The sequence below is a fragment of the Arthrobacter sp. TJ-170 genome (genome assembly GCF_058269305.1).
On the sequence record NZ_JBZCNL010000011.1, the window covers coordinates 26,403 to 47,162 of the forward strand.

The 20,760-nt window shown below is 63.7% G+C and carries 25 protein-coding genes; 17 read left to right on the forward strand and 8 right to left on the reverse strand.

Going from position 1 to position 20,760, the window contains the following annotated elements; genetic code table 11:
- The first annotated feature begins 18 nt into the window (after positions 1-18).
- From AC4D1W_RS15815 to AC4D1W_RS15850, 8 genes are all read left to right on the forward strand, one after another.
- Complete coding sequence (locus AC4D1W_RS15815; protein WP_490899381.1) at positions 19-1,356, forward strand: MATE family efflux transporter; 1,338 nt, start codon at positions 19-21, stop codon at positions 1,354-1,356.
- 43 nt (positions 1,357-1,399) lie between these two features.
- The gene (locus AC4D1W_RS15820; protein ID WP_490899382.1) at positions 1,400-1,990 is read left to right on the forward strand and encodes a hypothetical protein; all 591 of its coding nucleotides are present in this window, start codon (positions 1,400-1,402) and stop codon (positions 1,988-1,990) included.
- 39 nt (positions 1,991-2,029) lie between these two features.
- On the forward strand, positions 2,030-2,365 hold the full coding sequence (locus AC4D1W_RS15825; RefSeq protein ID WP_490892944.1) for a hypothetical protein: 336 nt from the start codon (positions 2,030-2,032) through the stop codon (positions 2,363-2,365).
- 15 nt (positions 2,366-2,380) lie between these two features.
- On the forward strand, positions 2,381-2,812 hold the full coding sequence (locus tag AC4D1W_RS15830; RefSeq protein ID WP_490899383.1) for a DUF1761 domain-containing protein: 432 nt from the start codon (positions 2,381-2,383) through the stop codon (positions 2,810-2,812).
- A 187-nt stretch (positions 2,813-2,999) separates the two neighbouring features.
- The gene (locus tag AC4D1W_RS15835; RefSeq protein ID WP_490899384.1) at positions 3,000-4,058 is read left to right on the forward strand and encodes a TerC family protein; all 1,059 of its coding nucleotides are present in this window, start codon (positions 3,000-3,002) and stop codon (positions 4,056-4,058) included.
- Between the two features lie 9 nt (positions 4,059-4,067).
- Positions 4,068-4,436 carry a helix-turn-helix transcriptional regulator gene (locus AC4D1W_RS15840; RefSeq protein WP_490899385.1) on the forward strand — a complete coding sequence of 123 codons (369 nt, stop codon included), beginning with the start codon at positions 4,068-4,070 and terminating at the stop codon, positions 4,434-4,436.
- Between the two features lie 21 nt (positions 4,437-4,457).
- Entirely contained in the window at positions 4,458-5,036 is a 579-nt protein-coding gene (locus AC4D1W_RS15845) for an HhH-GPD-type base excision DNA repair protein (protein ID WP_490899386.1), read from the forward strand.
- A 105-nt stretch (positions 5,037-5,141) separates the two neighbouring features.
- Positions 5,142-6,119: an EamA family transporter gene (locus AC4D1W_RS15850; RefSeq protein WP_490899387.1), complete on the forward strand. Its 978-nt coding sequence runs from the start codon at positions 5,142-5,144 to the stop codon at positions 6,117-6,119.
- Between the two features lie 4 nt (positions 6,120-6,123).
- On the opposite strand, the gene AC4D1W_RS15855 is transcribed toward AC4D1W_RS15850, so the two are convergent.
- Genes AC4D1W_RS15855 through AC4D1W_RS15865 form a run of 3 tightly spaced genes read right to left on the reverse strand, consistent with a single transcriptional unit; the run spans position 6,124 to position 9,047 of the window.
- Complete coding sequence (locus AC4D1W_RS15855; RefSeq protein ID WP_490899388.1) at positions 6,124-8,421, reverse strand: heavy metal translocating P-type ATPase; 2,298 nt, start codon at positions 8,419-8,421, stop codon at positions 6,124-6,126.
- Positions 8,422-8,469: 48 nt separating this feature from the next.
- Positions 8,470-8,694: a heavy-metal-associated domain-containing protein gene (locus tag AC4D1W_RS15860; RefSeq protein ID WP_490892951.1), complete on the reverse strand. Its 225-nt coding sequence runs from the start codon at positions 8,692-8,694 to the stop codon at positions 8,470-8,472.
- Positions 8,695-8,729: 35 nt separating this feature from the next.
- Complete coding sequence (locus AC4D1W_RS15865; RefSeq protein ID WP_490899389.1) at positions 8,730-9,047, reverse strand: metal-sensitive transcriptional regulator; 318 nt, start codon at positions 9,045-9,047, stop codon at positions 8,730-8,732.
- 131 nt (positions 9,048-9,178) lie between these two features.
- Between AC4D1W_RS15865 and AC4D1W_RS15870 the strand changes: the two genes are divergently transcribed.
- Complete coding sequence (locus AC4D1W_RS15870) at positions 9,179-9,832, forward strand: DUF305 domain-containing protein (protein WP_490899390.1); 654 nt, start codon at positions 9,179-9,181, stop codon at positions 9,830-9,832.
- A 60-nt stretch (positions 9,833-9,892) separates the two neighbouring features.
- Positions 9,893-10,537 (forward strand): thioredoxin-like domain-containing protein, encoded by a 645-nt coding sequence (locus AC4D1W_RS15875; protein WP_490899391.1) that lies wholly within the window; start codon positions 9,893-9,895, stop codon positions 10,535-10,537.
- A 68-nt stretch (positions 10,538-10,605) separates the two neighbouring features.
- Here AC4D1W_RS15875 and AC4D1W_RS15880 read toward each other — a convergent pair whose 3' ends face one another.
- Entirely contained in the window at positions 10,606-12,150 is a 1,545-nt protein-coding gene (locus tag AC4D1W_RS15880) for an MFS transporter (protein ID WP_490899392.1), read from the reverse strand.
- Between the two features lie 63 nt (positions 12,151-12,213).
- Between AC4D1W_RS15880 and AC4D1W_RS15885 the strand changes: the two genes are divergently transcribed.
- Genes AC4D1W_RS15885 through AC4D1W_RS15900 form a run of 4 tightly spaced genes read left to right on the forward strand, consistent with a single transcriptional unit; the run spans position 12,214 to position 14,282 of the window.
- Complete coding sequence (locus AC4D1W_RS15885; protein ID WP_490899393.1) at positions 12,214-12,780, forward strand: TetR/AcrR family transcriptional regulator; 567 nt, start codon at positions 12,214-12,216, stop codon at positions 12,778-12,780.
- Between the two features lie 51 nt (positions 12,781-12,831).
- Positions 12,832-13,368 (forward strand): dihydrofolate reductase family protein, encoded by a 537-nt coding sequence (locus tag AC4D1W_RS15890; RefSeq protein ID WP_490892957.1) that lies wholly within the window; start codon positions 12,832-12,834, stop codon positions 13,366-13,368.
- Positions 13,369-13,422: 54 nt separating this feature from the next.
- A complete protein-coding gene (locus AC4D1W_RS15895; protein ID WP_490892958.1) occupies positions 13,423-13,755 on the forward strand; it encodes an ArsR/SmtB family transcription factor in 333 nt (110 codons plus the stop codon).
- A gap of 26 nt (positions 13,756-13,781) precedes the next feature.
- The gene (locus AC4D1W_RS15900) at positions 13,782-14,282 is read left to right on the forward strand and encodes an SRPBCC family protein (protein ID WP_490899394.1); all 501 of its coding nucleotides are present in this window, start codon (positions 13,782-13,784) and stop codon (positions 14,280-14,282) included.
- Between the two features lie 59 nt (positions 14,283-14,341).
- Here the strand turns inward: AC4D1W_RS15900 and AC4D1W_RS15905 are convergent, their stop codons facing one another.
- Genes AC4D1W_RS15905 through AC4D1W_RS15920 form a run of 4 tightly spaced genes read right to left on the reverse strand, consistent with a single transcriptional unit; the run spans position 14,342 to position 17,841 of the window.
- A complete protein-coding gene (locus AC4D1W_RS15905; RefSeq protein WP_490892960.1) occupies positions 14,342-14,734 on the reverse strand; it encodes a universal stress protein in 393 nt (130 codons plus the stop codon).
- Positions 14,731-16,290, reverse strand: coding sequence for a tripartite tricarboxylate transporter permease (locus AC4D1W_RS15910; protein WP_490899395.1), 1,560 nt, complete (start codon positions 16,288-16,290; stop codon positions 14,731-14,733). The genes AC4D1W_RS15905 and AC4D1W_RS15910 overlap by 4 nt, the downstream gene beginning before the upstream one ends.
- Complete coding sequence (locus AC4D1W_RS15915; RefSeq protein WP_490892962.1) at positions 16,283-16,831, reverse strand: tripartite tricarboxylate transporter TctB family protein; 549 nt, start codon at positions 16,829-16,831, stop codon at positions 16,283-16,285. The genes AC4D1W_RS15910 and AC4D1W_RS15915 overlap by 8 nt, the downstream gene beginning before the upstream one ends.
- A gap of 5 nt (positions 16,832-16,836) precedes the next feature.
- Positions 16,837-17,841 (reverse strand): Bug family tripartite tricarboxylate transporter substrate binding protein, encoded by a 1,005-nt coding sequence (locus tag AC4D1W_RS15920; protein WP_490899396.1) that lies wholly within the window; start codon positions 17,839-17,841, stop codon positions 16,837-16,839.
- A gap of 222 nt (positions 17,842-18,063) precedes the next feature.
- Between AC4D1W_RS15920 and AC4D1W_RS15925 the strand changes: the two genes are divergently transcribed.
- The 3 genes from AC4D1W_RS15925 to AC4D1W_RS15935 all read left to right on the forward strand — a co-directional run bounded on the left by AC4D1W_RS15925 (position 18,064) and on the right by AC4D1W_RS15935 (position 20,757).
- Entirely contained in the window at positions 18,064-19,683 is a 1,620-nt protein-coding gene (locus AC4D1W_RS15925) for an ATP-binding protein (RefSeq protein ID WP_490899397.1), read from the forward strand.
- Positions 19,680-20,402, forward strand: a complete 723-nt coding sequence (locus tag AC4D1W_RS15930) for a response regulator (RefSeq protein WP_490892965.1) — start codon at positions 19,680-19,682, stop codon at positions 20,400-20,402. The genes AC4D1W_RS15925 and AC4D1W_RS15930 overlap by 4 nt, the downstream gene beginning before the upstream one ends.
- 109 nt (positions 20,403-20,511) lie before the next feature.
- Entirely contained in the window at positions 20,512-20,757 is a 246-nt protein-coding gene (locus AC4D1W_RS15935; protein WP_490899398.1) for a hypothetical protein, read from the forward strand.
- Positions 20,758-20,760: the final 3 nt, after the last annotated feature.

Below are 20,760 nucleotides of genomic sequence, written 5' to 3' on the forward strand. Positions count from 1 at the left end.
GACGCCTAGGCTGGTTTCGTGACAACCACCGTTCCCGACCGTCGTCAGCTTGGCCGCTCCATCCTCCGCCTGGCTGTGCCTGCTCTCGGCGCGCTCATCGCCGAACCGCTCTTTCTCCTGGCTGACTCCGCAATTGTGGGTCACCTCGGAGTGAATGAACTGGCAGGCATGGGGTTGGCTTCGACCGTGCTTCAGACCGCCGTCGGGCTCATGGTTTTCCTCGCCTACTCGACCACACCCGCGGTGGCCCGCTTTCTCGGGGCCGGCCGGATGCAGGATGCGCTCGCAGCAGGGCGCGACGGCGTTGGCCTGGCTCTTCTGCTCGGTATAGTCCTGTCGATTCTGGGCTGGATTTTCGCGCCGGCGCTCGCCGCCGGAATGGGCGCGGAGGGTCAGGTGCACCAGTTCGCCGTCGACTACCTCCGGTTCTCGATGCCCGGACTGACCGCCATGCTGATCGTCCTGGCTGCAACAGGTGTGCTGAGGGGGCTGCAGGACACCCGCACACCCCTGGTTGTTGCGGCAGTCGGGTTCGGAGCGAACATTGTCCTCAACTTCCTGCTGGTCTACGGAGCAGGGCTGTCTGTCGCCGGATCTGCGCTGGGCACCAGCATCGTGCAATGGGGCATGGCCATTGTCTACCTGATCATGATCTACCGTTTCTCGCGCAATAATTCGGTGGCTCTGCGGCCGACCTGGCGGGGAGTCCGCGCCACGGCCCGGGTCGGTTCGTGGCTCATGCTGCGGACAGCCAGCCTCCGCTTCGCAATCCTCGCGACGGTGGTGGTCGCGACGGCACAGGGGCCCGTTTCACTTGCAGCACACCAACTGGTGATGACCATCTTCACCTTCCTCGCGTTCGCGCTGGACGCGCTCGCCATCGCAGCACAGGCACTCATCGGGAAGGAACTCGGTGCCGGGAACCGCGCGCTGGCGCACGCCCTGACACGAACAATGATCCGGTGGGGTGTCGCATTCGGTGTCCTCACCGGGCTGTTGCTAGCGGCAGCCGCACCATTCCTAGACTGGATCTTCACCACGGACGAATCTGTGCAAACCGCCTTCACGGTCGGCCTCTGGGTGCTCGCAGCGGCACAACCCATCTGCGGGTATGTCTTCGTTCTGGACGGCGTGCTCATCGGTGCAGGGGACGCGAAGTACCTGGCGCTCGCCGGCGTCGTGAACCTTGTCCTGTACATTCCACTGCTCGCACTGGTGTTCGGCGCTGATCTGACGGGTGAGGCGGGCATCGTCTGGCTGTGGGCGGCATTCGGCGTCGGTTACATGGCGGCGCGTGCGCTAACCCTTGGGTGGCGCGTCCGGAACGACCGCTGGATGGTTACCGGTGCGGCCTAGGACTAAACTTGCAACGTCCCACATGCCCGCAGGAAGGCCGGAAATGAGCGCCGAAACGGCAGGCAAGCCCGCGCTGCCCGGGCTCTGGCGCGCCTTTCTGCTGCATGCCGGTGTAGCCGGCGCATTCGGACTGCTCACAATTTTCTGGGGACTGCCGTCGGTTCACGTGATGTCCGTCGCAGGGGGACTCTACTTCCTCGGGCTGGCCGTCGCGGTTCACCTCACAGAACAAAGTCTTCGTAAGCAGGACGCGATGCCTGCCTGGCTCACCCGAACGGTGCCGGTATTCCTCGCAGTGGTCGGGCTGCTGAATCTGTGGGTCCATACCGACAGCATGTTCGCCCAGACCGGAGCGCTTGCCCTGGTCCTCCTGGGCGTGGTGTACCTCATCGTGTGGGTCAGAAACCGCGGGAAGCACATGGCTGCCCGCGACTTCCTCCTGACCGGGATCGTGACGGCGCTGACCGGTCTTCTCCTGCCGCTGTTCCAGGCGCTGGGGGCGCACGCACTGCTCGGTGTGGCAGGTGGCGGTGCGGTGATCACCGCCGTCGTCCTCGCTCTCGCGGCGCTCAGCTACCGGCATGATTCCCGCCAGGTCTCCGGCGCGGCAACCCCCGCGAAGCCCGTAAACTAGCTTTCTACTATTCGTAGAAAACATTGAGGAGAAGGAACCGTGTCCAAGCAGGTCAAGGGCGTCAAGGGTCCTCTCATTTTCTCTGCCGTTCTTGCTGCCATCGCCGGAATTGCGACCATGGTTTTCGCCACCGGTGGGGGCACACGCGAACTTCGCGTCGACCTGGGGCTGACCGCCGCGGGCATTGCCTTCATCGTCTCCCTCGTAATCAGCGCGCTGCTGCTCATGACGGAGAAGCCCAACGACGAGCATCTCGGAAAGGGTACGGGGATCAATCGCTCGTCCTCCAAGATGCGGCGCGGGGCAGCAAACCTTGACGAGCACGGCAACCCCCGTGGCTTCAGGCCTGGAGCCACCGACGACGACGCCCGCTAACGCAAGGAGCGCACCATGACTGTTCCGGAGATCAACGTCCTCGCCGTCATCATCGCCACGCTCTCCACCATGGTGATCGGCACTATCTGGTACACCCCCAAGGTCTTCGGGAACTACTGGATGCGAACAGCGAAAGTGAACCCGAGCGGAGACGCGAAGGACGCCGTCAAGCCGATCCTCATCACCCTCGTGGTCAGTTTCATCAGCGCCTCGGTCCTCGCGGGCAGCGCTGCCATCGCCCAAGATTTCTACGGCGGCAACTTCCTGGTCAATACCCTTATCACCGCGGTCATCCTGTGGGCGGGGTTCACCGCGTCACGGTTCATCACACATGATGCCTTCGAGGGGCGCCCCGCCGGACTTACTGTCCTCAACATCGCCCACGAGCTGGTTACCTTCGTGGTGATGGCACTGATCATCGGCCTCTTCGGGATCAGTGCGGCCTGACTTCCGGCGCCGCCTGCGGGAGGTTGCTCCTAAAAGGTGAACTATGGTTCACTTGTTCTAACGGAGGGGAGTATCCCCCTATCAGTCCATCGTCATTACGGCGGCCCGAGTGCTTCCCGGTGGACGGGCCGGCAGTCCGGCGGGAAAGACCTCCAGTTGGTAGTAACTGACTGGAAGCAGGTACCCCATGAACGTGCCCTTGTGGCTCTGGTTGGCCGTCATCGGCCTCATTCTTTTGATGCTGACCGTCGATCTGGTGGCGCATCGTCGTGCACATGTTATCTCCGTCCGCGAAGCCGCCATTTGGTCGCTTGTCTGGGTCATCATGGGTGTGGCGTTCGGCGGCGTGGTGTGGCTCAATTACGGCGCCGAGTTCGGCCAGCAATACTTCGCTGGTTATGTCATCGAGAAGTCGCTCGCCGTGGACAACGTTTTCGTCTGGGCCATCATCTTCGCCTTCTTCGGTGTGCCCCGTCAGTACCAACACCGTGTCCTCTTCCTGGGCGTTCTCGGAGCTCTCATCTTCCGGGGGATTTTTATCGCTGCCGGGGCGGTGATTATCGCAAGTGCCGAATGGGTGCTCTACGTGTTCGCGGTATTCCTGATCTTCACCGGCTACAAGATGCTCAGGCAGCGCAAAGAGCACATCGACCCGGAGAAGTCGCGGACTCTGAAACTCTTCCGGCGTTACGTTCCCATGACCGATACCTTCTACGGTCAGCGCCTTCTCGTGCGGAAAAACGGACTTCTTCTCGCAACGCCGTTGCTCGCTGTCCTGGTGATGGTGGAGGTCACCGACATCGTCTTCGCGGTCGATTCGATCCCCGCGATCTTCGCCGTGACCGATGAGGTGTTCCTCGTGTTCACCGCCAACGCCTTCGCAATTCTCGGTCTGCGCGCCATGTACTTCCTCCTCGCAGACCTGATCCACCGATTCATCTATCTGAAGGTCGGACTGGCTCTGGTGCTGGTGTGGGTCGGCATCAAGATGGTGCTCAAGGTCGACCTTTATTACATTCCTACCCCGATCTCCCTGGCAGTAATCCTCACGATCCTCGCCGTCTCGGTTGCGGCCAGCCTTCTTGCGACTCGTGGGCAGAAGCGCCAGGTGCTCCCGACGCCGACGACTCCTCCATTCCGTGAGGCCACACCTGAAGAGATGGATGACCTCCAGCCGCTTTGGCGTAAGAATGGCGTGGTGGCCGGTGTGGGTGCCGGCAAGGGGGACACAGGCACAGACAACTAAGGAGGCGGCATGTCGGGTGCCGTGGAGGGCCCGGCAGCAGGCCAGGAACCGGAGGACACGAGGGGGGACGAAAGTCGCCCCTCGTGGACCATCCTCACCAACCATGGGCACGTTCTGCTGGCGGTTGCATACGATCCGAACATGCTCGTTGAAGATATCGCCAAACGTGTGGGCATCACACGGCGCGCAACCCTCCACATCCTGAAGGACCTCGAGGAGGCCGGGTACATCCAGCGCGTGAAAGAGGGGCGTCGGACGCACTACCTTGTGGAGGGGAACCGCCCATTCAGGCACCCCGCTGAATCAGACCACGACGTCGGGGCGCTGCTGAAGATCTTCGCCAGGGAAGTCCCCGGGAACGGCCACCCGGACCACTGAAGTGCTCGTTAGCATGGACCTATGGCTCCAAACGTAAACATCACCGGTGACAGCGAGGCGGATCAACTGCTGTCCGACGATCCGCTTGCCCTCCTGGTCGGCATGCTCCTCGACCAGCAGGTCGCAATGGAAACGGCATTCGCCGGACCGGCCAAGATCAAGGACCGGCTGGGCACCTTCGCTGCCGCCGCCATCGCAGATCACGACGCCGACGGTTTCGGTGAGTTGTGCCGTACCCCTCCCGCGGTGCACCGCTACCCCGGAAACATGGCGGGACGGATTCAGTCGCTGTGCCGCACCGTGGTCGACGAGTGGGACGGTGATGCGTCGGCGATCTGGACCCGCGGTGAACCCGACGGTCCGGAGGTTCTGCGGAGGCTGAAGGGCCTGCCCGGCTTCGGTGACCAGAAGGCGAAAATCTTCCTCGCGCTGCTCGGGAAACGCTATGGCTTCACCGGACAGGGCTGGCAGGAATCGGCCGGCGCCTACGGTGAAGAAGGAAGCTTCCGGTCCGTTGCGGACATCGTGGACCCGGAGTCCCTCACGAAGGTGCGCGAGACCAAACGGGCAGCAAAGGCCGCCGCGAAGCAGAAAGCCTGACCCCACTCTATGAGTTATGACCGTAACCCGTCTTGACTCATAACGCGTCGGAGCTTAACGTCATCACTGTAAGACCATTTTGGTTATGACGTTATGAGGAGTCCCATGAGAAGCGGTACCGCTACCGGACTGTGGCTCGCGCTTCTGTCGGCTGCCTGCTTCGGCGTCTCCGGCCCGTTCGCGAAGTCACTGCTGGAAATCGGTTGGAGCCCGGGAGCCGCCGTTGGAATCCGCATCGGCGGCGCTGCCCTCGTGTTGCTCATCCCCGTCGCCATCGGCCTCCGCGGACGCTGGGGCACCCTCCGACGTAATGCGCTCACGCTCATCATCTACGGGGTGACCGCTATAGCGCTGTGCCAGTTCTTCTACTTCAGTGCGGTGCAGCGCATGTCCGTCGGTGTCTCCCTGCTCCTCGAGTACCTCGCACCCGTGCTCATTGTGGGCTGGCTGTGGGCCCGTTCCCGTCGGGGGCCGAGCAGGCTGACCATCAGCGGGTCCATCGCGGCCATGCTGGGCCTGCTCCTCGTTCTCGACCTCACCGGGGACCAGCGGCTGGACCCCATCGGCGTGCTCTATGGACTCGCAGCCGCTGTCTGTCTCGCCGTGTTCTTCGTGATGTCAGCTAAGGCCGACGACGATCTCCCACCCCTCATCATGGCCGGCGGAGGCATGGTGGTCGGCGCGCTGACAATCTTGGTTCTCGGGCTCGTGGGCGTGATGCCCTTCACGTTCGAGTTCCGCGACGTTACCCTCGCCGGCTGGCAGACTCACTGGCTCGTTCCGGTTCTGGCGCTTGTCCTGATCGCCACGGTGCTCGCCTACGTCACTGGCATCTTCGCCGCTCGTGGCCTCGGCTCGAAGGTCGCATCCTTTGTCGGGCTTACGGAGGTCATGTTCGCAGTCCTGGCGTCCTGGCTGATCCTGGGCGAGCTTCCCTCTCCGATCCAGTTGCTTGGCGGGGCGCTCATTGTGGGGGGAGTGGTCCTCGTCCGCATCGACGAACTGCGCCAACCGGCGGACCCCGCGGATCCGCTCGACCAGCCGAACGCCGTCGAACCCGTGCCCTCCGCTCGGCGCAACTGAGGGATTACTTGCCGAACCGGCGCAGCCGTAGCGAGTTGGCCACCACCAGCACGGAGCTTGCTGCCATGGCGCCGCCGGCGATCATCGGGTTCAGCAGGCCCAGCGCGGCAACCGGAATGCCGATCGTGTTGTAGAAGAACGCCCAGAACAGGTTGCTCTTGATGGTGCCGAGCGTCTTGCGTGAGAGCTCGATCGCCTGAGCCACCTGGTCGAGGCTGTTGCCCATCACGGTGAGGTCGGCGGCTTCAATTGCAACGTCGGTACCTGACCCCATCGCGATACCGAGGTCCGCCTGCGCCAACGCAGCGGCGTCATTAACGCCGTCGCCGGCCATCGCCACGGTGGCTCCTTCCGATTGGAGCCGTTTCACGGCGTCGACCTTGCCTTGGGGGAGGACATCAGCCATCACGTCCTCGGGCGCGATTCCCACTTCCGCGGCGATCTTCCGTGCGACCGGGGCGTTGTCACCGGTGAGCAGCATCGGCCGAAGACCCAGCTCCTTCAGCCTCGCAATGGCTGCGGCTGAAGACTCCTTGACGGTGTCCTGGAGGCTGATCAGCCCCACAACCTCGCCATCGACCGCGACCCAGATCGCAGTGGAACCGGCCTCCTGCTCCGCAGCGAGGGCCGAACGGTGCGCGTCGGTGATGACGACGTCGTTCTCTTCAAGCCAACCGGCACGCCCGGCCAGCACCACCGAGCCGCGAACCGTGCCGCGCACGCCGCCACCGGCGGCGCTCACGAAATCACTGACCTTCGGGTGCCCCGGCGCGGCCGCGGCGATGGCCTGGGCGATCGGGTGCTCACTGGCTGACTCCACGGCCGCCGCAAGCGCCAGCACGTCCTCACGGCCACGAGAACCAAGTACGACGACGTCCGTCACCGACAACCGGCCGCTGGTCACTGTTCCGGTCTTGTCCAGGACGATGGTGTCCACCGTTCGGGTGTCTTCAAGAACCTGCGGCCCGCGGATAAGAATGCCGAGCTGGGCTCCCCGACCTGTACCGGTGAGCAGCGCCGTCGGGGTTGCAAGGCCGAGCGCACACGGGCAGGCAATCACCAGGACGGCGACGGCGGCGGTGAATGCGGCCTGCACGTCTCCCGTTAGGACCATCCAGGCAATGAAGGTGAGTACAGCGATGACCAGGACCACCGGCACAAACACGGCGCTGACCCGGTCAGCAAGCCGGGCGATGGGTGCCTTGCCGCTTTGTGCCTGGCTGACCAGCCGCCCCATCTGGGCGAGGGTGGTCTCGCTTCCCACCCGGGTTGCGCGGACAATCAGGCGCCCGGAAGTGTTGATCGTGGCACCGGTAACCGTGCTTTCCGGCCCAACCTCGACCGGAAGCGATTCCCCGGTGATCAGAGAGGTGTCGACAGTGCTGCGGCCGTCAACAACGAAGCCGTCGGTGGGAATCTTCTCGCCGGGTCGGACAACGAACTCGTCACCATGCACCAACGACGACGCCGGCACCTTTACTTCGACGCGTTCGCCGTTGCGGTCGCGCAGCACGGTCGCGTCCTTGGCACCTAGGTCCAGGAGCGACTTCAGTGCATCACCCGCCCGCTGCTTGGCGTTGGCTTCGAAATAACGCCCGAGCAGAAGGAAGGTCACGATTACGGTGGCCACTTCGAAGTAAAGCCCGTGATCGCCCATGTCCATTCCGACGTGCGCAGTGACCATGGGGTCGGCGAGGAGTTGCACGAGTGAGAAGAGGTAGGCCGCCGTAACGCCGATGGACACGAGTGTGTCCATGGTGGAGGAGAAGTGCCGGGCGTTAATGGCCGCGGCTTTGTGGAAGGACCAGGCCGACCAGGTGACTACCGGCGTGCTGAGCGCCAGCACCACCCAGCCCCAGTGCGGGAACTGAAGTGGCGGAATCATCGAAATGAGGAACACCGGCACGGTGAGGATGGCGGCTGCGATCAGACGCGGCCGCAGTTGAGCGGCCGTCCCGCCGTGCGTCAGGTGGTCGGGGCTGCCGTCGTGCCCAGCGGGCACCAACCCGGCAGCGGCCGGTTCGCCTTCCGACGACGGCCCCGGTTGGTGCTCCTGCTTCTTCAACTGCGCGGTGTACCCGGTGGCGTTGACGGTCTTGACGATGTCCTCGTCCGAGATGTGCGCGGGTGCCGTGACCACCGCAGATTCCAACGGCAGGTTCACGCTCGCCTCAACACCGTCCAGCTTGCCGAGCTTCCGCTCCACCCTGCCCACGCAGGAGGCACAGGTCATGCCCTGGATATCCAGTTCAACGGTCCGGGTGGCGCCTGCTGTCTCTGCAACGTCCGGTTCGGTGGTCATGATGGTCCTTCCGGGCCGGCTGGGCACCGGCCGCCTGTAGGCGTGTTGCTACGCGTCGTTGGAGACGACGACGTAACCGGCTTCAGCTACTGCTTCGCCGATCTGCTCGGGGTCGATGTCGCTCTCGGAGTTGACGACTGCGGTGGAAATTCCGCCCTTGTTCAGGTCCACGGTGACGCTCTGGACGCCGTCGATCGCCGAGATTTCCTCGGTGACGGAGTCGACGCAGTGGCCGCAGGTCATGCCCGAGATGCTGACGGTGGTGGTGCTCATGATTGTTCTCCTTGTGTTGGCTTGCAGGGTTCCGGTTACCGCAACAGGCGACTGATCGCTGCTGAGGCTTCCTGCACTTTTTCGTTGACTGCCCGGGGGTCTCCGGAGGTCTGTGACTCGTTGGCGGCGCCGACAACGCAGTGAGCAATGTGCTCCTCGAGGAGCCCGATGCTGACAGCATGCAAGGCCTTGTTCACGGCCGAGACCTGGGTGAGGACGTCGATGCAGTACTTGTCCTCCTCCACCATCCGCGCGATCCCGCGCACTTGTCCTTCGATGCGCTTGAGCCGGCGGAGGTAGGCCTCCTTGTCGGCGGTGTAGCCGTGGTGCTGTTCACTGGTTTCCTGCGTCATGATTCCTCCCGGGTCGCACATTCAATTTATACCCTTAGGGGGTATAGGTCAAGTACCCCTGGGGGGTATGCAGGTGGGAACGATCGCTGCGGTGCCCTACGTTAGATAGCAAGACACGAAAGGCAACCTTCATGACCCTCAACCTTGAGGCGTGGCAGAAGCGCGTCCTCCTCCTCTTCGGCCTCGTCGCCGTGGCCGGTCTGTTTGCGCTCGCCTTCACCGCCGGGAGAGTGGCAGCGGCACCGCAGAACCCGGGCAATAACAGCGCGGACGCAGGATTCGCCCGCGACATGCAGATCCACCACGCCCAGGCTGTGGAGATGTCACGCATCGTCCGCGACAGGACTGACGACGTCGTCCTGCGCACCATCGCGTATGACATCGCGATGACACAGCAGCACCAGATCGGCCAGATGTACGCGTGGCTGCAGGAGTGGGGTCTGCCCCAGAGCACCGATGCGGACCGCATGGCCTGGATGGCCGGCAGCGGCCACGCCCACACCGGAGAGGGCCTCCAGGGCGACGCCGGTACGGTCGCCCCTGACGGCCTGATGCCCGGTATGGCGACGCCCGAAGAGCTGCAGGCACTGTCGGAAGCGTCCGGCGAGGACGCTGAACGGCTCTATCTGGAGCTCATGATCGACCATCATGAGGCAGGAGCCGATATGGCACGCGCGGGTGCGGACCTGGCCCAGGAGCCGAGGGTCCGCGAGCTGGCGCAGAAGATGGCGGAAGGGCAGGTCATCGAAATTGTGGAGATGGAAAAGCTCCTGGCGCAGCGCTAGGTCTGCTGCCCGGTACATTTAGACCCGAACCCCTTGAAAGTTACAGAAGGAATCAGCGCGTTGAACAAGAAGCGAGCTCAGGAGAATATTGACCGCCAGGCGCGGTTGGCTGCACTCCAGTCACAGCAGCGGGCCAGCGAACGGAAGCGGAACAGCTTGATTTTCGGCGGGATCGCGCTGGTGATTGTCGCCATCATCGTCGCCGTCACAATCGTGATCGTGCAGCAGGTCCAGGAGAACAACCGGATCGATGAGCTCGCCGGACAGGACATCGATGGCGTTGAGACCATCGAGGTGACCTCGTTCGAGCATGTGCAGGGCACGGTCGAGTATGAGCAGGCTCCTCCGGTGGGCGGTGACCACAGTCCGCTCTGGACGAACTGCGGCATCTACACGGAGCCGATTCCGAATGAGAACACGGTCCACTCTCTGGAGCACGGCGCCGTGTGGATCACGTACCAGCCGGACCTGCCGCAGTCGGAGATCGACGCGCTCACGGATCTGGTGGGTGACCGGGGCTACGTCCTCCTGAGCCCGTACGAGGGTCAGGAGTCGCCGGTCATGGCCAGTGCGTGGGGCCTGCAGCTCGGCGTCGATTCAGCTGAGGATGAGCGCCTTGCCGCCTTCCTTGCAAAGTATGTCCAGGGCGAGCAGACCCGCGAGCCGGGTGCATCCTGCGACGGAGCACTGGACCCCTCCGCCTAGACCTCGTTGAGTTGGCAGGATACGCCGCGTTTCCTTCGGGATTCGCGGCGTGTCCTGCTTAATGAACCCTATGCGGATGTTGGTTTGCGCAGGCTCCAGAAAGCCAGCGCCGCAGCGGCGACCATGAGCACCGCACCGATACCGGCAGTGACCACCACGCCGCTGTCGAAGGCATGAAACGCTGATTCGAGCAGGAGGGAGCCGGTTTCGGCAGGCAGCTCCGACGCAACGTTGATAGCGCCGCCCAGCGTTTCCGTCGCCGTCGTGCCCTGCCCTGCGCTCAGTCCGGGGGGGAGCACGAGGTGCTCCTGGTAGGAAGCCAGCAGGATGCTGCCGAGGAGCGCGGTCCCGAAGACGGAACCAACCTCGTAGGCTGTCTCGGAAATCGCCGAAGCGGCACCGGCTTTGGCGGCCGGGACACTGGACAGGATGAGGTCGTTCGACACCGTCTCCGATGCTCCCACTCCCGCGCCGAGCAGGACGAAGGCTGCCAGCAACGCCGCGATTGATCCGCCCTCGCTGGTCAGGGCAACAAACGCATAGGCTGCCGCCGAGAGCAGCAAAGCCGTCGGTACCACCCGGTGTGGTGGGACCCGCCGCACCAGGGGCACAACTGTCAGCCCGGCAATGATCGTCATGACCAGGCCCGGCACCAGCACAACGCCTGCCTCGAGCGGGCTGAGGCCTAGTACCAGCTGTAGGTGCTGGGATACGAAGTAGAGGAACCCCACCAGCGAAAAGATCGCGAGCAGGTTCACCAGCACCGCGCCGGTGAACGGCCGAACCGTGAAGAGCCGCACGTCGAGCATCGGGTTCTCGCGCGTCAGCTGACGCCGGACAAAGCCCGTTCCCGCGGCAAGACCAATGACGACGGCGGCCGCGACTACCGCCGCCGACCCCCCTTTGGCGAAGGTCTTGATGGCGAAAACGATGGGCAGCATTGTTCCCACGGAGAGCACAATGCTGACGTAATCCACGCGGCCGGGATTCGGATCTGCCGACTCCGGGACAAGGAGCGGCGTGACGGCGAGCAGAACCAGCAGTACGGGGACCGCCAGCAGGAAGACCGAGCCCCACCAAAAATGCTCCAGGAGCGCCCCACCCACCAGTGGACCCAGTGCCGCACCGGCCGAAAAGCCCGCAGCCCACACCGCGACGGCAAGGCGGCGCTGATTGCGGTCAAGGAAGATGTTCCGGATCAGCGACAGCGTGGAAGGCATCAGCATGGCTCCGAAAACGCCCAGCCCTACACGGGCCGCGACGAGGAGTTCCGCGGTGGGTGCGAAGGCGGCGGCAACCGAGAATACGGCAAAGCCGGTGGCGCCGATCATGAGGAGCCGGCGTCGTCCGAAGCGGTCTCCGAAGCTGCCCATCGCGACGAGCAGGCCGGCGAGCACCAGCGGATAACTGTCGATGATCCACAGCAACGTTGTGCCGCTGGTGTTGAAGGCCAGCGAGATTTCCGGCATGGCAAAGCTCAGAACGGTGTTGTCCACCGCCACCAACAGGACCGGCAGCATGAGGGCCGCGAGCGCGCCCCACTCACGGCGGCCGGCCAGAGGGGTGCTGACAACCGGGGAGTTCGCAGCCGAGACAGACATGTACTGAGTCATGGATCAAAGCTATACCGTCCAGCCGGTACAGTAAAGCCTGAAGGCTTCAGTATGATGAACGTCATGGCCAGTGCCCGGGAGCGGATCCTCGACAGCTTCGAAAGCATTCTCATTAGCGACGGCGAGCGGAGCGCCACGATGGAATCGGTCGCTGCAGCCGCTGACGTCTCCAAGGGCGGCCTGCTCTACCACTTCCCCTCCAAGGAAGCCCTGGTTGATGGACTGGCTGAGCGTCTGGAAGGGCTGGTTGCCCGTGACCGCGAGGCTATGGCCGCCGATCCCGAGGGCCCGGCGCGTTACTACGTGCGCACCTCCATGTATGAGAACAGCCCGCTGGATCGGGCGCTTGTTGCCATGGCGCGGTTGGCGCAGCAGGGACACCCGAAGGCGCAGGCAACCTTCGCGCTCATCCAGGAGCAGTGGCTCGGTGCCCTTGAGGCCGAGCTGGGAAGCCGGGCCGTTGCCCGTGCGGTCAAGCTCCTCGGGGACGGGCTGTATTACGACGCCGCGTTCTTCGCCGGTGCGGGCTCTGAGCAGCAGAGCGGCGAAGAGCTGAAGGAGGTCCTCGCCATCGTGGACCTGATCGTCCGCGAGGGTGCACAGGCGCAGGGCGGGGCACAGTCGAGTTAATCCTCGACGCCCCCTATCCACTTCGGCGAGCACTGGGTCTACGATGCTTCCATGGCTGAGCGACAGTGGTCCGGACACGTCTTCATCGGAATGAGCGTCGACGGCATGATCGCCAGGGCCGATGATGATCTGGACTGGCTGATGGGCGCCGCGGGCGAAGCGGAGGATCCCGAAGCGTCAGGCTTCCTTGAGTTCATGGCCTCGGTGGATCACCTGGTGATGGGGAGGAGCACGTACGACATCGTCGAGGCGATGGGGGAGTGGTTCTACGGCGATACACCGGTGTACGTGTTGAGCACTACGCTCCAGACAGATGATCCCCGCATCCGGATTGCGCGCTCACTGGATGAGGTCACGGCAATGCTCGACGACGACGGTGCGCGCAACGTGTACGTCGACGGTGGCAGGACAGTGCGCACGTTCCTCGCGGCGGGCTTGATCAAGACGCTCACGCTCACGCGGGTCCCCCTGCTCATTGGAGAAGGTAAGCCGCTGTTTGGTGCCCTCCCAGCCGATGTGCGCCTGCAACTCGATGAGGTCAAGGCCCTTGACGGCGGTGCGGTGCAGACACGCTACACCGTCCTCTAGGAACACCGGCAAAACCCTTGACTCAGTCACCATTGGGGAATAATCTACAACCAAATGGTTGTAGATCAGCTTTCGGAATCTGAAGTGGACCGGTTGTTCCACGCTCTCGCGGACAGTACCCGGCGCAGCATTGTTGTCCGCGCCATCAGCGAGGAGCATTCGGTTTCAGCCATGGCTGCGCACTACGCCATGAGCTTCGCGGCGGTGCAGAAGCATGTAGCGGTGCTGGAACAGGCAGCGCTCATCACCAAGGAGAAGCGCGGAAGGGAGCAGATTGTGCGCGCCAACCGGGAAACAGTCAGGAAGGCACGGCAACTGCTGGACGAGTACGAAAATATCTGGCGGCAACGCGTCGACCGGATTGCGGACATCCTCGCCGAGGGCTAGAAGTCAAGATCAGGAAGGGCAGCACCATGGCTGTAATCAGCACGGAAAAGGACCTCGAGGCACTCAGCCTCACGGTCGTTGCAGAGTTTGACGCCGCCGTCGAACGCGTTTGGCAGATATGGGAGGATCCGCGCCAGCTTGAGCGCTGGTGGGGCCCGCCCACCTGGCCGGCGACTTTCGACAAGCATGAGTTCCGCGAAGGCGGCTCAGCCAGCTACTACATGACCGGGCCCGACGGAGAGAAGAGCCGGGGCTGGTGGAAGTTCACCGCCATTGAATCACCCAGCCGCCTTGAATTCGACGACGGCTTCGCTGATGAGGCGGGTGCGCCGGTCGAGGCGATGGGCGAGACTCACGCCGTCATCACCCTGGAGGAAGTTGAAGCAGGCCGCACGCGCATGACCGTGGCATCCCGCTTCGAGAGCGTGGACCAGCTCCAGCAGATGCTCGACATGGGCATGGAGGAAGGACTGCAGCAGGCGATTGGCCAGATCGACGAGATTCTCGCCGAGCGGGCCAGCGTCTGACCAAAAAGCAATGGCCTCGGCGGGTTGTTGAACCCGCCGAGGCCATCACATGACAGCCGTCAGGCCTTTACCGCCAGCACGTTGCACGCGGCGCCCAACAGGATCGACTGGGCAGTGGAGCCCATGATCAGCTTGCCCACCGGCGTGCGGTGGCGCAGCCCGATGACGATGAGCTCGGCAGCGTTGCGTTCGGCAGCTTCGAGCACGTCTTCGGCAGCGGTGTCCTTGGAAGTTCCGTGGTGGAGGGTGAAGTCCACACCGGATGCCTGCAGCGTGCGCTGGAGGCGGGACATGTCGTCGTCGTCGGCGAAGGCGGGGTCCACCAGCCGGTCAGCGCGGGTGGTGTTGACCACCACCAGCTTCGCACCGCGCTGCTTCGCCTCTTCGACAGCGGCCTTCGCCGCGGCATCGCCCAGCGCGTTCGGCACGTAGCCGAGTACAACGGCACTCATCTTCCGCCTTCTTTCTGGTCAACTGCTGCGACCGTGGTTTCTTCGAGGACCTCGGACTCCATGGCCTTCTGCCTCTTCTTCAGCCAGAAGGAGAGGACGAAGATAACAATGAGCACCACGTAGATGGCCGCAGCGATCGGCGTGCTCACGAGGGCGATCGGGTCGCCCTGCGAGATCGCCAGGGAGCGCCGCAGCTGGTCCTCAAATATCGGTCCGAGGATCAGGCCGACCACCATCGGTGCGATCGGGTAGCCGTAGCGGCGCATGAAGAATCCGATCACGCCAACCACCAGCAGGACGAAGACGTCCACGGGGGTGAAGTTCACCGAGAAAGCGCCCATGGCGGCGAAGACCAGGATCCCGGAGTAGAGGTAGGGCCGTGGGATCTGCAGGATCTTCACCCAGATGCCCACGAGTGGCAGGTTCAGGACCAGCAGCATCAGGTTGCCGACGTAGAGGCTCGCGATCAGCGCCCACACCAGTGCACCCTCAACTTCGAACAGCAGGGGTCCGGGCTGGATGTTGTAACGCTGGAACGCAACGAGCATCATGGCCGCGGTGGCCGTCGTCGGAATACCAAGGGTCAAGAGTGGGACCAGCACGCCGGCAGCTGCCGCGTTGTTGGCCGATTCCGGCCCCGCGACTCCCTCGATTGCTCCCTTGCCGAACTGCTTCTTGTGCTCGCCCTTTGCGAGCTTCCGCTCCGAAGCGTAGGACAGGAAGGTTGCGACGTCGGCGCCGCCGGCTGGAATGGTTCCCACCGGGAAGCCGATGAAGGTTCCTCGGAGCCAGGGCTTCCAGGATCGCTTCCAGTCTTCCTTGCGCATCCAGTTTGTCCAGCGTCCGGCGACAGGAATCACCTTCACGGGTCCGTGGCGGAGCCGTGAAGCTACATAGAGTGCCTCACCGACCGCGAAGAGCGCCACTGCAACAAGCACGACGTCGATACCGTCCGCCAGGAACGGGTTGCCGAAGGTGTAGCGCTGCTGGGCGGTCAGTGCATCGACGCCGATCAGCGCGATGAAAAGGCCCAGCGCCAGGGATGCGAGACCGCGCAGCACGGAGGCTCCAAGCAGGGCGCCGACGGTCAGGAATGCAACGATCATCAGCGCGACGTACTCGGTGGGTCCGATCTGTACGGCGAATTCGGCGACGTAAGGTGCGACGAAGCTGAGCAGCACGGTGGCCACGGTTCCGGCTATGAAGGAGCCGATCGCCGCCGTCGCCAGCGCCGCAGCACCCCGGCCCGCCTTGGCCATCTTGTTGCCCTCCAGGGCGGTCACAATGGAGGCGGATTCACCTGGCGTGTTCAGGAGGATCGAAGTAGTTGACCCGCCATACATACCGCCGTAGTAGATGCCCGCGAAGACGATAATCGCCGCCGTGGGTTCGAGGCTGTAGGTGATGGGCATGAGCAGCGCCACTGTCATGGCGGGGCCGATGCCGGGCAGGACACCTACTGCAGTACCTACCAGTACGCCTCCCAGCGCGTACAGCAGGTAGATGGGCTGCATCGCAACGCTGAAGCCTTCGAGCAGTGCAAAGAAGTTATCCATTGAAGATTGCCACCCCTTCCAGGAGGAACCCAGGCGGCAGCGAGACTCCGAGGAGGCCTGCGAACACAAACTGGAGGATCAGGGCGAGTACGACGGCGATAATCGCGTTGCGCCACCACGGTTTGGCACCGAGGGACCACGCGGCACCGAAGAACAGCACGGCTGCCGCTACCGGCCAGCCGAGGGGGACGATGAGTGCAATGTGGATCGCGAGAAACCCCACGAGTTTGCCGACGGTCAGCCAGTCGGTCTTCACGCTGGGGTCAATGTCCTCGCCCTCCTCGGCGGCTCCGGTGTGCCCGCGCAGCAGCTGAATGATCAGCCCGATGCCGATGGCCACCATGATGCCGGAGACGATGAAGGGGAAAACGCGGGGACCGACAACACCGGCTGAGGGAGGAATCGGGATTCCTGCCCCGGCGACGAATCCAACGATGCCGACGCAAACAATGAGTCCTGCGAAGACCAGTTCTCCGAGGGGCCGAGCGGGCGCGGTATCAGTACCGCGCCCGCTCGATGCCGCGTTGATTGAAGAGCTCATCGTCGTTACAGCAGGCCGATCTCGGTCAGCGTGGTCTTGACGGTGGCGATGTCTTCCTCGAGGAAGGCCTCGAACTCCTCGCCGGCAAGGAAAGCGTCAGACCAGGCGTTGGTTTCGAGCGTGGTCTGCCACTCTTCGGTCTCCGACATCTTGGTCACGAGCTCCGTCAGCTCTTCGGCCTTGGCCTCGTCGATGCTGCCCGGTGCCACGACGCCGCGCCAGTTGGTCAGCACCAGGTCGATGCCCTCGTCGGTCAGGGTGGGGACGTCCGGCAGCAGGGCGGCGGGCTCGTCACCGGAGACTGCCAGCGCGCGCACCTTCCCGGCCTTTACCTGTTCGGCGTACTCGCCGACGCCGGAGATTCCGGCAGAAACCTTGTTGCCGAGCAGCGCCGCGAGGGACTCGCCGCCACCGGAGTAGGGGATGTAGTTGAGGTTCTCCGGGCTGATGCCGGCTTCCTTGAGCATCTGGCCCGCGAGGATGTGGTCTGCACCGCCGGCTGATCCGCCGGTGATGGAAACGCCCTGGCCGTCCTTCTCGATGGCGGACAGCAGATCATCGACTGTCTGGAACGGCGAGTCGGCCGGTACGACGACGATCAGCGGCTCTTCCGTCAACCGTGCGATCGGGGTGGTGTCCTCGATGCGGGTCTCGGCGGCGTTGGTTTCGACGGCACCGACCATCACGTAGCCCATGACCATCAGCGTGTTCGGGTCCTTCTCTGTGGCTAGCTGTGCAAGGCCGTTGGTGCCTCCGGCGCCGCCGACGTTGACAACTGACGCGTTATCTACGAGGTCGGTCTCCTGCAGGTCCTTCTGCATGGCACGGCCCGTCTGGTCCCATCCGCCGCCCGGGTCAGCGGGGACGATGATGTTGAGCCGGTCAATCCCGGCTTCTGCTTCTGCGCCGCCGCCTCCGGACGTGGTGCCGCATGCCGACAGTGCAAGGACAGATGCGACGCCGATCGCGCCGACAGCCGACAAGCGCTTCTTTGTGCTCTCGAGCTTCATTGGGTTTTCCTTCCATCAGTGTGATGCGCCTCACCACACGTTCAGGTCCAGCGTAGGAAGGGAAAAGTGGCGTGGGAACCATACGGTCACAACGTGCGTAGTGGTCTTTATGGTCATGGTCAGAGTCGCAGGTCCGACCATGCCCACAGGTCCGGTCTCAGCCATGATCCCGAGGCAGGCTCATACACCCAATCATGCGAGAATGGAAGGATGATCCGCACGATGTCGCTTAGATCACAACTGTTTTTTCTGCAGTTGTTGATTGTGCTGATCATTGTGCTGGTTGCCGGAACGGTCGCCGTCCGGATGCAGGAGCAGCAGATCCGTGACGCTTACCAGGGCCGCATGGTCGGGGTGGCGCAGTCCATGGCGCAGCTGCCGTCGGTGGTGGGCGCGTTCGACGACGAGGATCCCAGCTCGGTGATCCAGCCGATCGCTGAACTCACCAGGCAGGCGACCGGGGTCACCTACGTGGTGGTGACTGACGACGTCGGAATACGGTATTCGCACCCGAATCCGGACATGATCGGCCAGATGGTCTCGACTGATCCGTCCGTCCCACTCTCCGGCGAAACTTACATCGGCACACAGACCGGAACGCTGGGCGAGTCATGGCGGGTGAAAGTGCCCATCCGGAGCGAGGACGGCACTGTGATCGGGACCGCGTCGGTCGGCACCCTCGAGTCGACCCTCGCCGCTGACCTGCAGGAAGACATGCCGGTGCTCCTCGCCTGGCTGATCTTTGCCGCGCTGGCCGGTACGGCGGGTTCAATCTGGATCTCCAGGCTCATCTGGCGCCGTATTTACCGACTGGAACCGGAAGAGATTGCCGCGCTGCTTGAAACTCGCGACGCAATGCTCCATGGCATCGGTGAAGGCGTTGTGGCGGTTGACGAACGTGGCCGGCTGGCCGTGCTCAATGACGAGGCCAGAAGGTTGCTCGACCTTGGTGATGAAGCGATTGGAAGGTCGGCAAGCTCCGTTTTGGACCCCGCGCTCTCGAGCATGTTCGGATCAGCCGGTGACGCCGATGAAACCGTTCTCGTGGGAGAACGGGTGCTGCTCGCACGCTCGAGTGACGCCGTCGTCGACGGCCGGCGGGTGGGCAGCGTGCTGATCCTGCGTGACCGCACGGAACTGCACCAGTTGCTGCTGGATCTCGACGGAGCGCGGGATGTTACCCAGGCACTGCGAAGCCAGGCACACGAGTTCGCGAACAAGATGCATGTCATCTCGGGCCTGCTTGAACTGGGCCATACGGATAAGGCGGTCGACTTTATCTCGCGGTCCGGGCACGGCGGCTCGGTGGTTTCGGGAGACGTTTCGCCCGGCGTCAGCGATCCGGACACGGCCAGTCTCCTGATGGCCAAGACCACGATCTGCGCGGAGAAGGGCATCATGCTGATCGTCGACGAGACGTCGACCTTCGAGCCGGATGGCACCACCGACCCGGTCACAGTCCTGGGGAACCTCGTCGACAATGCGGTCGACGCCGTCGGCTCCAACGGAACCATTCACGTTCAGCTGACCTCCCATGCCGGAGGCTGCTCCATTGCGGTGTCCGACGACGGCCCTGGCATTCCGGAAGAACTGCGCTCTGACGTGTTTGCCTCCGGTTTCTCGACGAAGGACGCGGCGGGCTCCGGCTCCCGCGGATTCGGGCTCGCGCTCGTGCACAGGGTGGCCGAGCGCCGCTCCGGCTCAGTCACGGTCACGGAGTCGGTGCTGGGCGGTGCGCACATTGAGGTGAGGCTCGGCCCCGCGCCTCAGCCGTCGGCCCACGCTGACCCGCAGCCAACAGAGCTGCATCCCGCGCGCACTACCGGAATGCTGACTCCATGAGCCTCATCCGAACGCTGGTCGTCGACGACGATCAGGAAATCGCCGGTGTGCACTCAGGTTTCCTGCTGGCGCACGGAGGCTTCGACGTCGTCGGCGTTGCCAACTCCGGTGGTGAGGCGCTCGAGAAGGTGCGCGACCTGAAACCCGAGCTGATGCTGCTCGACATCCACCTGCCGGACATGTCGGGCATCGAGGTGCTTCGGGCGGCCCGGAACCTGCCCGGGGACCCGGTGGACATCATCGCCATCACCGCGGCACGGGAGCTGGAAACGGTCCGCGCCGCAATGGCCGGCGGCGTGCTCCACTACCTCGTCAAGCCTTTCAACTCAAAGGTGCTGATGCAGCGCCTTGATGACTATGTGCGGCACCGGGCAAGCATCATGGAACACAGCTCCGTCTCGGCCGGGCCGCTGGATCAGGAACGCATCGACAGGCTGCTTGCCGCCACGCCGACGAAGGCATCGTCCACGGTATCCCCGGTGCTCACGGTGTCACTGCCGAAAGGCCTGTCCCAGCCCACGCTCGAGGCAGTGATCGGCGCGCTCCGCTCTTCCGGATCGGGATTCTCAGCGTCCGAGGTTGCGGCGCAGTTGGGTCTCGCCCGGGTGAGCGCGCGGAGATACCTGGAGTACCTCGTCACGAAGGGCAACGCCCGCATTGTGCCCAAGTACGGTGCGGCGGGCAGGCCCGAGAAGTTCTACGTCTGGACCCGAAACTAGTCCGCAGCAACGGGTTCACAGCGGCCCGGGAAGCGATTAGGCTCGGGGTTGTCAGGTCAGGCGGGTAGAGGGCGCCGGGCAGAGCCGAATAAACGCAAGGAAATTCGCCATGTCTGAAAACACCTCTGTTGATAACAACCGCAGCATCCGTGACTGGGCCGACCTCGCCGAGGAAATGTGGTCCTACCTCACCGGCAAGGGTGCCGCGGTCAATTACAGCTTCATCGACATGACCATCGAAGTCCCACGGGACATCGGACCGGATGCGCCCCGCGCAACCTGGAAGCTGAACGGAACCGTCCGGGTCACCACCAGCGATAATGACGCCGCAGGCTCTGACAAGCACCGGAGCTAGCCA